Consider the following 13,552-nt stretch of genomic DNA (forward strand, 5'->3'; position numbering starts at 1 on the left):
TCGGCACTGCAGAGGATGATCTGTGAGATGTTCCAGTGCCGGCGATCAGTGAGCTGATAAAAAATGAGAAGAGTCGACAAATGGCAAACAGAAACGTGGTAAACAGTCGAGTACAGGCCGTTACCGATCGCATCATCGAGCGCAGCGAGGAAACCCGCGCGCGCTATCTGGCACAGGTGGAGCAGGCTCAGGGTAAGGGGCGCGCACGACACAAGCTCTCTTGCGGTAACCTGGCCCATGCCATGGCAGCCTCCAGTGATCAGGATAAAAACCTGATCGCCTCCGGTCAGGGTCCCAACCTAGCCATTGTCACCGCATATAACGATATGCTCTCCGCGCACCAGCCCTATGGCACCTACCCGGAAATGCTCAAGGCCGAAGCGCTGCGCAACGGCGCTACCGCACAGGTCGCCGGCGGTGTGCCCGCCATGTGTGACGGCGTGACCCAGGGGCAGCCGGGTATGGAGTTGTCTCTGTTCTCGCGCGATGTGATCGCGATGGCGACCGCCATCTCCCTCTCGCACGATATGTTTGACGGCGGTATGTACCTGGGCATCTGCGACAAGATTGTTCCCGGACTGGTCATCGGCGCCCTGTCTTTTGGCCATCTGCCTGCGGTTTTCGTCCCGGCTGGCCCCATGCCCACCGGTCTGGCAAACGCGGAAAAAGTGCGTATTCGCCAGCTGTACGCCGAGGGTAAAGTCGGCCGCAAAGAATTGCTGGAAGCGGAGAGCGCTTCCTATCACAGCGCCGGTACCTGCACCTTCTACGGTACCGCCAACAGCAACCAGATGCTGGTGGAAATCATGGGGCTGCAACTGCCGGGCAGTTCTTTCATCAATCCCGGTACTGAACTGCGCGACGCCATGACGGCGGAAGCAGTCAAGCAGCTGGTACAGAACTCCGAGCCCAGCAATTACACACCGATTGCCAAGATCCTGAGTGAGAAAGCATTCGTCAATGGCATCGTCGGCCTGCATGCGACCGGTGGTTCTACCAACCACACCATGCACCTGATTGCCATGGCCCGCGCCGCCGGTATCCAGATTACCTGGCAGGACATGGCGGAGCTTTCTGAAGTCGTGCCGCTGATGTGTCACGTTTACCCGAACGGCACCGCAGACATCAACCACTTTGCCGCGGCTGGCGGTATGCAGTTCCTGATTCGCGAACTGCTGAGCGCTGGCATGTTGCACGGGGATGTGAGCACGGTACTGGGGGATTCCGGCATGGAGCCCTACACCTATGACCCGTTCCTGAACGAAGACAAGGATGGCGTGGTGTGGCGCCCGACGGCTGAAGAGTCCGGCAACCCCGATATCATCCGCCCGGTCAGCGATCCTTTCTCCGGCCACGGTGGCCTGCAATTGCTCAAGGGCAACCTGGGCAACAGCGTAATCAAGGTCTCGGCACTGAAAGCGCCGCAGCTGAAAATCAAAGCTCCGGCAGTAGTTTTCAACAGCCAGGATGACCTGCTGGCGAAGTTTAAAGCCGGTGAGCTGGATAAGGACTTTGTCGCGGTTGTGCGCTTCCAGGGCCCGCAGGCCAACGGCATGCCCGAACTGCATAAGCTGACCCCGTCTCTGGGGGTATTGCAGGACCGCGGATTCAAGGTGGCGCTGATCACCGACGGACGTATGTCCGGCGCCTCCGGCAAAGTCCCCGCGGCCATTCACCTGTCTCCGGAAGCACTGGAAGGCGGAGCCATTGCCAAAGTACAGGACGGCGACATCATCGAGCTGGATGCGGATGCCGGTGTACTCCAGGTGCATGTCAGTGATGAAGAGCTGGCAGCGCGCCCACTGGCAGAATGTGATTTGTCCGGCAATGCCATCGGCATGGGCCGCGACCTGTTCACCAATATGCGGGCTCTCGCGAGCGGTGCAGAAACCGGTGGCAGCATTCTTTTTTAATCGGGAAGACGTATTTACCCGAAGGTTCAAGGAATTTTGTGCAGGGCGAAAATGGCCTGCACACAGAATGAAGAGCAGACAAAATGGCTAAAGCATTCGATATGGTGTTGTTTGGTGGCGGCGGCGACCTGTCGCTGCGCAAACTGATTCCGGCGCTCTACCGCGCATACAAAGAGGGTGGCCTGAACAAGGACACCCGGATTTTGCCGGTTTGCCGCAAACAGGAAGATGCCGACGCTTACCTGAAAACGGCCCAGCAGGCGCTCAAGACACACCTGCGCGATGGCGAGTACGACGAGAAAAGCTGGAAAGCATTCAGCCCCCTGCTGCGCGGAGTGGCGCTGGATATCTCCAAGCCCGACGAGAAGTGGGATGTGCTGGCAGACCTGCTGGGTAATGACCCCAAGCGTGTACGCCTGTTTTACCTGGCCATTCCGCCCGCGGTATTCGGCCCTTGCTGTGAAAACCTATCCGTCAAAGGTCTGATTCACGAAAACTCCCGCGTAGTTGTCGAAAAGCCGCTGGGCTACAACGCCAAGACGGCGGACGAAATCAACAGCAAGATTGCGGAGTTTTTTCCCGAAGAGAATATTTTCCGCATCGACCACTACCTGGGTAAGGAAACCGTCCAGAATCTGCTGGCATTACGTTTCAGCAATGTGCTGTTCGAACACCTGTGGGATGCCAAGACCATCGATCATATCCAGATCAGTATTTCAGAAACCGTGGGCCTGGAAGGGCGTGCGGGCTTCTACGATGACACTGGCGCACTGCGGGATATGGTTCAGAACCACCTTCTGCAGCTGCTGTGCCTGATCGCGATGGAGTCGCCCAACAGCATGTCTGCGCGCAATATCCGCTCGGAAAAAATCAAAGTATTGGAAGCCCTGCGTCCGCTTACCGACGAGAAAGTGGACGAAAATATCGTGCGTGGCCAATACGTGGCGGGCGGCCTGGGCAAAGAGCTGGTGCCGGGTTATCTGGAAGAGCTCAAAGCCGCCAACAGTACCACCGAAACCTTTGTTGCGATTCGCGCGCACATTGACAACTGGCGTTGGACCGGTGTGCCGTTTTACCTGCGCACCGGCAAGCGCATGGAAAAGCGCTGTGCGGAAATCGTTATCCAGTACAAGAAAGTATCCCACAGTGTTTACCAGCCCGAAGCGGGTGAGGTATTGCCGAACCGCCTGGTGATCCGTCTGCAGCCGGAAGAAAGTATCAAAATGGTGTTGATGGCGAAGAAGATGGACAGCCTCACCATGGAGCTGCAACCGGTAGAGCTGAACCTTTCACTGTCCGAGACCTATGACAGTTTCAAAAGCGACGCCTACAAGCGTCTTATGCTGGATGCCGCCGCCAATAACTCCGCACTGTTCATTCACCGTGATGAAGTGGCTGCTGCGTGGGCGTGGGTGGATCCAATCATCGATCGCTGGCGTGAGACCAGCAACCAGCCGCAGCTGTACCGCGCCGGTACCTGGGGGCCGCAAGCTTCCAATGAGTTACTGGCAGAAAGCGGGCATCACTGGTTTAACCCCTGATCGGCGAGCAATCGCTTACCGCCGGTCCTAAAACAGAACGGTTTCAAAAATGGTCGAAGAAAAATTTTTTGCAGACAGAGAGAGGCTGACCCAGGCACTGACAAGCGAGTGCGCGCAGCTTTTGCAGTCAGGCATCAAAGCCAACGGTCAGGCGACTTTCCTGGTATCCGGCGGCAGCACGCCGGAACCGGTTTATCGTGCACTGTCCAAGCGTCCACTGCCCTGGCAACAGATCAATGTAGCGCTGGTGGATGAGCGCTGGGTCGAGCCGGGAGAAAGTGGCAGCAACCAGACTTTCATCAGCAACAGCCTGCTGCAGAACGATGCCGCGCAGGCGCCGTTCCTGGGCATGAAAAACGCGGCTGAAAACCCGGCAGCTGGCGAGGAAGCCTGTGAGCGCGATTATCGCGAGCTGCCTGCGCCCTACGATATCTGCATTCTGGGCATGGGGAACGATGGCCACACCGCATCGTTTTTCCCCTATGCCGAGGGCCTCGACGAGGCGCTGGATAGCGAGTCTGAGCAGTTGTGCAAAGCGATTACCGCCAAGCAGAGCGCGGTGACCGGCGCACATACCGAGCGCATGACCCTGACCCTGTCTGCCATTCTGCAGGCAAAAGAAATCAAACTGCTGATTACCGGCGAAGACAAGCTCAAAGTCTATCGCCAGGCGCTGTTGGGAGATGACGAGCAGGAAATGCCGGTGCGGAGCATCCTGAAGCAGGGGTTGAAACCGGTCACGGTTTACTGGGCGCCCTGATTAAAAACCGAAAAATATTGAACGAGAGAGAGTGGAAGTAGTGATGCAAAAAAACCTTGCACAGGTCTTGGAGCAGGCTGGCGTAGTGCCGGTACTGGTCATTGATCAGGTCGCCGATGCTTTGCCGCTGGCGCAAGCACTGGTAGAGGGCGGCCTGAATGTTCTCGAAGTGACTCTGCGTACCGAAGCGGCACTGGGTGCGGTGGAGGAAATCGCCAAACACCTGCCGGATGCACATGTGGGCACCGGAACCGTACTCACTGCTGATGACGTTCGCCGCAGTACCGATGCTGGCGCGACATTTATGGTCAGCCCCGGTACCACCGATGCGCTGCTGGACGCGGTAGAAGCTGGCTCTGTACCCATGTTGCCGGGTGCCGCCAACCCGTCTGAAGTGATGCGCCTGCTGGAACGCGGTTATTCCTACCAGAAATTCTTCCCGGCGGAAGCGGCCGGGGGTGTGCCGATGCTGAAGTCCATTGGCGGCCCGTTGGGACAGGTCAAGTTCTGCCCCACCGGCGGTGTCAGCCCCGGCAATGCACAGGATTACCTGGCACTGAAAAATGTTGTGTGTGTCGGTGGTTCCTGGATGGCATCACCGAAGCTGGTTGCGGAAAAGAACTGGGCGGAAATTACCCGCCTGGCAAAGGAAGCCTCCGCGCTGAAAGGTTGATGGACAGACCGACTGAATAACAAAGTGGCGCTTAACGCTCCACTGATGGCGACAGCCAAGAATTCCGATAAATTAAAACTCACAGAGGGTGTAGCGATATGAAACTCAGAATTGCTATCAATGGTTATGGACGTATCGGCCGCAATGTAACGCGTGCAATCTATGAATCCGGTTACAACGATCGTATCCAACTGGTTGCGATCAATGACTTGGCACCGGTAGACGCCAACGCGCATCTGACCCGCTTCGATACCGTACACGGCCGATTCAATACGGAAGTTGCTGTTGACGGTGAAAACCTGGTGATCGGTGGCGACACCGTGAAAGTGTGCCAGGTACGCAATCCTGCGGAACTGCCCTGGGGCGAGCTGGAAGTGGATCTGGTACTGGAGTGCACCGGCCTCTTTACCGGTAAAGAAGCGGCGTCTGCGCACATGCAGGCCGGTGCCAAAGCCGTACTGATTTCCGCACCGTCCAAAGATGCCGACCTGACCGTGGTTTACGGCGTGAACGACGACAAGCTTACCGCGGATCACAAAGTGGTTTCCAACGCGTCCTGTACCACCAACTGTCTGGCACCGGTAGCCCAGGCGCTGCATCGTTCTATCGGTATCGAACGTGGCTTCATGACCACCGTGCATGCCTATACCAATGATCAGAATACCCAGGACGCTGTACACAAAGATATCTACCGCGCGCGCGCTGCGGCCGACAACATGATTCCGACCAAAACCGGTGCGGCTGCGGCAGTTGGTCTGGTACTCCCGGAACTGCAGGGCAAACTGGACGGCATGGCGGTACGTGTACCGGTGAACAATGTTTCCCTGGTGGATTGTCAGTTTATCGCCAGCCGCGAAACTACCGTGGAAGAAATCAATCAGATCATGCAGGAAGCATCCGACTCCATGAAAGGCGGTGTACTGTCGTTCTGCGCGCAGCCGCTGGTTTCTGTGGATTTCAACCACACCAGTGCGTCCAGCCACTTCGACTCCAACCACACCCGTGTCAACGGTAATCTGGTGAAAGTTATGGCCTGGTACGACAACGAGTGGGGTTTCTCCCACCGTATGCTCGACACCAGCCTGGCGATGGCAGAAGCGCTGGAACTGCAAAAAGCAGTTGCTGAAACTGCCTGATCGCCCCGTGTGTGACCCAGCCGGAGCGGGCGCAATGCGCGCTCCGGCTCTGTTTTTAGCGTCATCGTCGACTGCGTAAAACCAGAACAATATTCGCCTCTCATCCAATCGATACAACGAATACCGCCTACTATGAATCGCCATACCAAAATTGTTGCCACGCTCGGCCCGGGGACTGACAAGCCGCGCGTTATTGACGAGATAATCCGCGCCGGCGTCAACGTCGTTCGCCTGAATTTTTCCCACGGTAGTGCAGACGACCACCGCAAGCGCGTGGAGGAAGTACGCCGTGCAGCCGCCGCACAAAGTAAAATGGTTGCGGTTCTCGGTGACCTGCAAGGGCCGAAAATCCGTATCGCCCGTTTTGCGGACGGCGGCATCTTTCTTGAAAACAATGCCGAGTTTACGCTCGATGCAGATTGCCCGAAGGAGGGCGGCAACCAGGAGCGCGTGGGTGTTGATTACCCGTCCCTGATTACCGACTGCGAGCCCGGCAATATTCTGTTACTGGATGATGGCAAGATTCGTCTGGAAGTAACCGGCGGTACCAAAAGCAAGCTGTTCTGTCGCGTATTGCAGGGCGGCAAGCTGTCCAACAATAAAGGCATCAATCTGTTGGGCGGCGGTCTGTCGGCGCCGGCGCTGACAGAAAAAGATTATCAGGACATCAAACTCGCTGCCGAGCTGGATGTGGATTTCCTGGCAGTAAGCTTCCCGCGCAGCGGCGAAGATCTGGAGATCGCCCGTAAAGCCATGCGCGAAGAGGGCAGCAATGCCGCGATCGTGGCAAAAGTCGAGCGCGCCGAGGCGGTCAGTGACGAAGCGCAGATGGATGGGATCATTCTCGCATCTGACGTGATCATGGTTGCCCGCGGCGACCTGGGTGTGGAGATTGGTGATGCGGCGCTGGTAGGTGTGCAGAAGAAACTGATCGACCGCGCCAACGCCCTGAACCGTGGCGTGATCACGGCCACCCAGATGATGGAGTCCATGATTACCAATCCGACGCCGACCCGCGCGGAAGTGATGGACGTGGCAAACGCGGTACTGGACGGTACCGATGCGGTAATGCTGTCAGCCGAAACCGCCGCGGGCGACTTCCCGGTTGCGGCGGTGGAATCCATGGCAGAGATCGTGGTTGGTGCAGAGCAGTATCTCGGCAGCACCAAGCGCGCAAACATTGCACGATCCGGCTCTGAAAGTATCGATACCGTGATTGCCCAGGCCGCCATTGAGTCTGCCGCGCGGGTAGAGAACTTGTGCGCTGTGGCGGCACTGACCGAATCCGGCCGCACCCCGCGTATCATGTCTCGGGCCACTACCCAGTTGCCGATCTTTGCTCTGACCCGTCATCCCCAGGTGGCGCGTCAGTTGGTGCTGCTGCGCGGTGTTGAGCCGGTAGAGTTTGATCCGGCCTCGGTACCGCTGGGGCATCTGACCGATGCGATTATCGAAGTGCTGGGCGCTCGCATTGACCTGAAGAAAGGCCAGCGCGTGCTGATCACCCAAGGCGAACGCCTGAATATGGGTGGTGGTACCAGCTCCATGCGGATCAAAGAAATCGAGTAACCTCGGTGTCGTCCCCGATCCGTCATTGGTCGGGGACTTCCCATGTCTCTCTGTCCAGTGTTTTGTGCTGGATGGTTGCGACATCTTCCTATCCTGCTGCTGATTCTTTCTTTCTCGTTGATATTTCCTGCGGATTTTATTCGTGTTGTTTGAAAATTGTTCAATCCTGCGCTGCGGCAGTGAGATAAGTCTCAAGAGTGTCAGTTAAGACAGCTTGTTGATACGAAAAGCGACGAATAAGCCGGAGAATTTCCCCCGGGGGTTGTAGCTTTTTTAAAAGTTTCTGTGTATTGTCGATCTTGAGAATGACAGCGCTATCATAAAAACGAATGACAGCGCTATCATTTGGCGGTACAAGGTGAATAAAAATTTCTAACCAAACCTTTATATCTATAAAAAAGGAAGGGGAAATCGATGCTTAAGCGCAACAAACTCGCTCTCTCGATCAGTACAGCCGTTCTTGGTGGCAGCCTGGTGGCTCCATTGGCGGTTGCTCAGGATGCAGCTCTGGAAGAAATTACCGTTACTGGTATTCGTGGAGCCCTGCAAGATGCCGTAAACATCAAGCGCGATGCGACCGATCTGGTCGATGCCGTGTCCGCGGAAGATGTTGGTAAATTTCCGGATTCAGACGTAGGTGAAGCACTCGGGCGTATCCCCGGTATCACCGTGGGCCGCTCATTTGGCCAGGGGGCGTCCGTCTCCATTCGCGGTGCAGCCCCGACTATGACCCTGACCCAGTTGAACGGTCAGAACGTTGCCTCCACTGGCTGGTTTGACAACATTCCAGTGGATCGTAGTTTCAACTACTCCCTGCTGCCGGCGGAACTGATTGGTGGCATCGAGGTATACAAGTCTTCCCGTGCGGACCTGAACGAAGGGGGTATTGGCGGCACGGTTATTGTCAACACTCGCAAGCCTCTGGATCTGGAAGCGAATACTGCGTGGGTCGGCACCACTGGTCGTGTCGGTACCATCAGTGATGAGCTGGCTCCGGAAGTCTCCGGTTTGTACAGCTGGAAGAACGACGCAGAAACCTTTGGTGTGCTGCTTTCCGCAGCGGCTGAAGACCGCGAATACGTGCGACGGGGTACCGAATCTGATTATCGCTGGTCCGGAGATGTTGCGCCTACTACCTTCCTGCAGGATCAGGAGCGTAAAGCGCTGGACGTAACCCTGCAGTACGCGCCGACCGATGCTCTGTCTTTCACCCTGCACGCCATGTCTCTGGACCTGCAGGCGGACAACACCAACAACAGTCTGTACCTGTTCACCCTGACTGGTGAAGGCCTGGACGGTGGCTATACCGAGTGCCACAACACTAACGCAGCCGGTCTGTGTACTTCCAGCACCACCTCAGGTGCACCGGACTCCCGCGGTGAACCCGGCAGCGAGATCGCCACCAACACCTTCAACCAGACCTGGGGCCGCAAGTCCTCCATGAGCTCTGATACTTTCGATTTGAGCTCCGAATATGAAGGTGACGGTTTCCGCGTGAGCGGTAGCATTGGGTCCACAATGGCCGATGGGGGCACCGATTTCACCACCAACTTCCAGGATATTGGTGCGGGCCAGCCGGCTTGGGAGGGGTCCATCGATGCCTCGGGCAAAGAAATTGATATCACGACCACCAAGGATCCCAGCCAGAGCCTGGCTAACTTCCCGTCCTCCATGTCTCCGCAGGGCTGGGCGGTAGCCAGTGGTCCGGTAGAAGACGAAGAGAGCTACGCGCAACTCGATGTGGAGTTTGATCTGAACGTTGGCATTCTGACTTCGTTCAAGACTGGTGTACGTTGGACCGATCACGACGTAAATCGTCGTAAATATCGTGGCGTGTTCAAAACAGTTGAAAATGAAGATGGCGAGTTGGTAGCAGACCCGGAAATTGCCGACACGTCTTCCCTGTACGATGGCACCTATGAAATTGGGCAGGACGGTTTTACCGCGCCGAAACCGGATCTGGATGCCATGGTTGCTCTGACTCGGGCAAGTCTTGGCCAGTGGGTTGAGGAGCGTGCAGGTTATTCCGACCTGAACGAAGAAAATACCGCGCTCTACGGTATGTTCAACTTTGAGACTGGTGCCCTGAGCGGTAACTTCGGTTTGCGTTACATCTCTACGGATGCTTCCCGTACTCAGTATGATCTGGACGGCACCGAGCCTCAGGAAGGTGAGATTGCCGCGAACATTGGTTACGCCTATTCCCTGTCCACCTACAGCTCCGATTACAGCGATGTGCTCCCGAGTGCTACTGTACGCTACGAGCTTTCTGAAGACTGGGTAGTGCGTGCGTCTGCTTCCCAGACTATCAGCCGTCCCACCTACGACGACATGCTGGTGACATACAGTGGTTTTGCCGACGACCGTGCGGACAACCAGACCCAGCGTTTCGGTAGCGAAGGTCTGAAGCCGATGAAGGCCACCAGTGCGGATATTGCTCTGGAGTACTACTACGGCGATGGTAATCTGATGTCCGCGACTTACTTTGTTAAGTCCATCGACGACTTCGTGACTTCCCAGATTCTGGTTGATCAGCAGATTGGTCTGGAGGATCCGGCTGGCGGCGATAGCTGGGCAGTGGAAACTCTCGAGAATGCCGGCGGTGCTGATATCCAGGGTATTGAGTTGCAGATTCAGCACGCGTTCGATAACGGCTTTGGTGTAGCGGCCAACTACACCTACACCGACGCGGAAGCGCCGAAAGATGCGTTTATGGACCAGTTGCCAATCTTCACTGAGTCGTCCGAGCACGCCTATAACCTGGTGGGCTACTGGGAAAACGATACGTTCTCTGCTCGTGCGGCGTACAACTTCCGCTCTGAGTACCTGATCCGTGATGGTGGTTACTGGTACGGTAACCGTATGCACGACGACTTCGGTTCTCTGGACCTGAGCTTCTACTGGTATGCTACCGATAATCTGGATGTTACCTTTGAGGCGATCAACGTTCTCGAAGAGGATGATATCCAGTACGGTGCTGCGGATGCATCGACCACATCCACCGGCATGAAGGGCCCACTGCAGGAAGGTTTCCCGGCATGGTCCTTCCAGGGTGAGGCTGTGTACCAGTTGGGTGCTAGCTACAAGTTCTAATCAGAACCTGAGCCGCGAAAAGCCCAGCTTTCAGCTGGGCTTTTTTTTTGCGTGGCTGTCCCGTACTGAACAAGTGTTTCGCGATGAGGCAGGTGGTTGTATTCATTATGCAAGTACTGAGTTTTGGAGACGAGAAGAACAAGGCGATTGTTCTTGATGATTTTCATGCGCACCCGGAAACTCTGGTGCAGTTTGCGGCGCAGTCGGAGTTTGCGCCTTGGCCAATGCTGGCAGAGCGCAAAGGGTATCCAGGCGTCAGGACGTCCGCCCCGGAAGCCCTGGGGTTGGAGGTTCTGGATCGGCTGGCTCCAGTATTGCGTTCGGAATTTGGTATCGGCAGCGTCGAAACGTTGAAACTGCAGCAGGAAACGCTAAACCTGATGACAGTACCGGAGCCGGAGCTCGGCCCGCTGCAGCGGGCGCCGCACTTCGATACCAGCGCCCCAAACCTGTTTGCAATCCTGCTTTACCTGTGTGATGACTCGCACGGCGGTACCGGATTCTATCGTCACCGGAGCACCGGCTACGAGTCGATTACGCCGGATCGTGTTGAACACTACCTGGACCGTTGTTTTATTGAGTTCAACAAGTATCGCAGGCCGATGAAGTACTGTAATGAATCGGACGATCTGTTTACCAAGGTCGGGTTTGTGCCGGCCAAATACAATCGTCTGGTGATTTATCGCGGGTGCGTACTACACAGTGCGAATATCCTGGGGGATCACAGTATCAGTGCCAGTGCTACCCGCGGGCGATTGACGGCCAATATCTTCGTCAGTCACGAATGATCTTCTATTCCCGGGTGAATTGTGCAGTGGTTGATCAATGGTCAACACTCGGTAACTTCCCGCTGGTATCTTCTGCCCGTCTGGTGTAACTTTTTGCTTCCCTTTGGGAGTGTAAAAAATATACTCCACTGAATGTCAGAATAACTTCAAATTAGAATTTTTAAGGTGTTGTATGGCCACTGTAGAAGCCCCCAAGATTGTTCCCCTGCGCAGTGACGCGCACGGTAAGCTGAAAGTCCGTGAGCTGGGGACCTTCGAGCACGTTGCAAAGGCGCACATGGTTCCGGTAACTGCCCACGAGTTTTCCCGTTTGGGTGCTGAATACCCGATCGTTTTTGTCAAGAATTCCGATACGGACCAGTTTCAGTCTGTTGCACTCTTAAGCCTGAAAGTAGGCGAAAACCTGTTCGCTGACGGCGATAACTGGAAGGGCGTTTTCGTTCCGGGCGCTGTGCGCAATCATCCTTTCGTTCTGGCGCCTGCCGGTGACAACAAAGAGCAGCTGGTAGTTGGCCTGATTGAGAACAGCCCGATTGTCGGTGAAGAAGAGGGTAACGCGCTGTTCAACGAGTCCGGCGAAGAGTCCGAGTACCTGAAAGCCAAGAAAGAGGCGCTGGTGGGCTACCTCGAAAGCGACCAGATGACCAAAGCCTTTATCTCCGTCCTGGCTGAGAAAGACCTGCTGACCACCCAGAATGTTTCCGTGAATGCGGGTGGTGAAAAGATCAACCTCACCGGTATCTACATGGTGGATGAGAAGAAGCTGGGCGAGATGAGTGAGGAAGACTTCGCGGATTTCCGCAAGCGTGGTTTCCTGCCCCCGCTGTACGCGCAGCTGGGTTCCATGCACCAGTTCTCCCGTTTGGCCAAGATGCAATCTGAAGCCTGATCTTGCCCGGGGGTACTCCACTCCCGGTAGCGCCCCTGGTTACGCAAAGCCTCGCGGGTTCCATCGTGAGGCTGCTACTGCTCCCTCGACTATGTTTTTTCAACGCTATGCTGGCTGGTTGATTTTCCTCGGTGCTTTTTATGGGCTCTGGGCTTTACTGGTATTTGGTCAGGGGCTGTGGCCGCTGGTCACAGAGCACTGGCCGATGGCGCTCTCCATGGCCATTGGCAGTTACGCCGCGGGCTCCACTCCGATGGGGGGCGGCACTGTCGGCTTCCCCGTGCTCGTCCTGCTCTTTGATATGCCCGCCAGTCTCGGGCGTGATTTCAGCTTTGCGGTGCAGTCCATTGGCATGGTCAGTGCCAGTATCTTTATTTTCTGCCGCCGACAGCCGCTGGCGTGGGCCATGCTGCGCGGAGCCCTGATCGGCAGCCTGCTGGCGACCCCGCTGGGGATCCTGTTCTTCGCCCCGCTGGTGTCTGAGCTGTGGGTCAAGTTGTCATTTGCGGTGATCTGGGGCGGTTTCGGTATCCTGCATCTATACCGCCTGAGCGAGATAACGGGCCACGATCACCTTGGGGATCCCCGTTGTCCGGCGGATTTCCGTGTCGGTCTGGTCTTTGGTGCAGTGGCGGGTTTTTCGGCCGTTTCTGTGACCGGGGTTGGTATTGATATGGTGATCTACGCAGCGCTTGTACTGCTGAGCCGGGTGGACCTGAAGGTGGCGATTCCCACTTCTGTGGTGATCATGGCGTTTTCATCACTGGTGGGTGTTGCAGTGAAAAGTATTTCCGGGGACTGGCAGCCGGGTGTTCTCGGCAATTGGCTGGCGGCAGCGCCTGTGGTGGCGTTGGGAGCGCCGCTGGGCGTGTTTGTGGTTGGCCTTATCGGGCGTCGCCCCACGCTTCTTGTGGTGGCGCTGCTATGCGTCGTGCAGTTTGTGTGGGCTTGTTACACCGAGTGGGCCACGCTTGGTATGTCCGGTATGGCAATGGCATTGCTTGCGGTTCTGGCGTGCCTGGGCGGCTTTGAGGTGCTCAGAATGCTCGGTATCCGTCGGGTGCGCAACCGCGCGCAGGGCGCTGAGTTGGCGGCAGGCGAAGGCACGGTGGCCGCTGCCAGTTGATCCTGGGCTTTTTCCGGGCGGGACAGCGGCAACAAAAAAGGCGACTTCTGATGAAGTCGCCTTT

The 13,552-nt window shown here is 56.4% G+C and carries 10 protein-coding genes; all 10 read left to right on the forward strand.

Annotation, left to right across the window (positions count from 1 at the left end; genetic code table 11):
- Positions 1-80: 80 nt before the first annotated feature.
- The gene (gene edd, locus LPW13_RS02445) at positions 81-1,913 is read left to right on the forward strand and encodes a phosphogluconate dehydratase (protein WP_230437865.1); all 1,833 of its coding nucleotides are present in this window, start codon (positions 81-83) and stop codon (positions 1,911-1,913) included.
- An 83-nt stretch (positions 1,914-1,996) separates the two neighbouring features.
- Positions 1,997-3,454, forward strand: a complete 1,458-nt coding sequence (zwf, locus tag LPW13_RS02450) for a glucose-6-phosphate dehydrogenase (RefSeq protein ID WP_230437866.1) — start codon at positions 1,997-1,999, stop codon at positions 3,452-3,454.
- 49 nt (positions 3,455-3,503) lie between these two features.
- The gene (gene pgl, locus LPW13_RS02455; RefSeq protein WP_230437867.1) at positions 3,504-4,214 is read left to right on the forward strand and encodes a 6-phosphogluconolactonase; all 711 of its coding nucleotides are present in this window, start codon (positions 3,504-3,506) and stop codon (positions 4,212-4,214) included.
- 43 nt (positions 4,215-4,257) lie between these two features.
- Positions 4,258-4,887 (forward strand): bifunctional 4-hydroxy-2-oxoglutarate aldolase/2-dehydro-3-deoxy-phosphogluconate aldolase, encoded by a 630-nt coding sequence (locus LPW13_RS02460; RefSeq protein WP_230437868.1) that lies wholly within the window; start codon positions 4,258-4,260, stop codon positions 4,885-4,887.
- A gap of 98 nt (positions 4,888-4,985) precedes the next feature.
- A complete protein-coding gene (gene gap / locus LPW13_RS02465; RefSeq protein ID WP_230437869.1) occupies positions 4,986-6,023 on the forward strand; it encodes a type I glyceraldehyde-3-phosphate dehydrogenase in 1,038 nt (345 codons plus the stop codon).
- 132 nt (positions 6,024-6,155) lie between these two features.
- On the forward strand, positions 6,156-7,592 hold the full coding sequence (gene pyk / locus LPW13_RS02470; protein WP_230437870.1) for a pyruvate kinase: 1,437 nt from the start codon (positions 6,156-6,158) through the stop codon (positions 7,590-7,592).
- A 414-nt stretch (positions 7,593-8,006) separates the two neighbouring features.
- Positions 8,007-10,685, forward strand: coding sequence for a TonB-dependent receptor (locus LPW13_RS02475; protein WP_230437871.1), 2,679 nt, complete (start codon positions 8,007-8,009; stop codon positions 10,683-10,685).
- A gap of 107 nt (positions 10,686-10,792) precedes the next feature.
- Positions 10,793-11,473: a DUF6445 family protein gene (locus LPW13_RS02480; RefSeq protein ID WP_230437872.1), complete on the forward strand. Its 681-nt coding sequence runs from the start codon at positions 10,793-10,795 to the stop codon at positions 11,471-11,473.
- Between the two features lie 172 nt (positions 11,474-11,645).
- The gene (locus LPW13_RS02485; RefSeq protein ID WP_230437873.1) at positions 11,646-12,362 is read left to right on the forward strand and encodes a SapC family protein; all 717 of its coding nucleotides are present in this window, start codon (positions 11,646-11,648) and stop codon (positions 12,360-12,362) included.
- A gap of 91 nt (positions 12,363-12,453) precedes the next feature.
- Positions 12,454-13,488, forward strand: coding sequence for a sulfite exporter TauE/SafE family protein (locus tag LPW13_RS02490; RefSeq protein WP_230437874.1), 1,035 nt, complete (start codon positions 12,454-12,456; stop codon positions 13,486-13,488).
- Positions 13,489-13,552: the final 64 nt, after the last annotated feature.

This window comes from Microbulbifer celer (genome assembly GCF_020991125.1).
Taxonomy (GTDB): Bacteria; Pseudomonadota; Gammaproteobacteria; order Pseudomonadales; family Cellvibrionaceae; genus Microbulbifer; species Microbulbifer celer.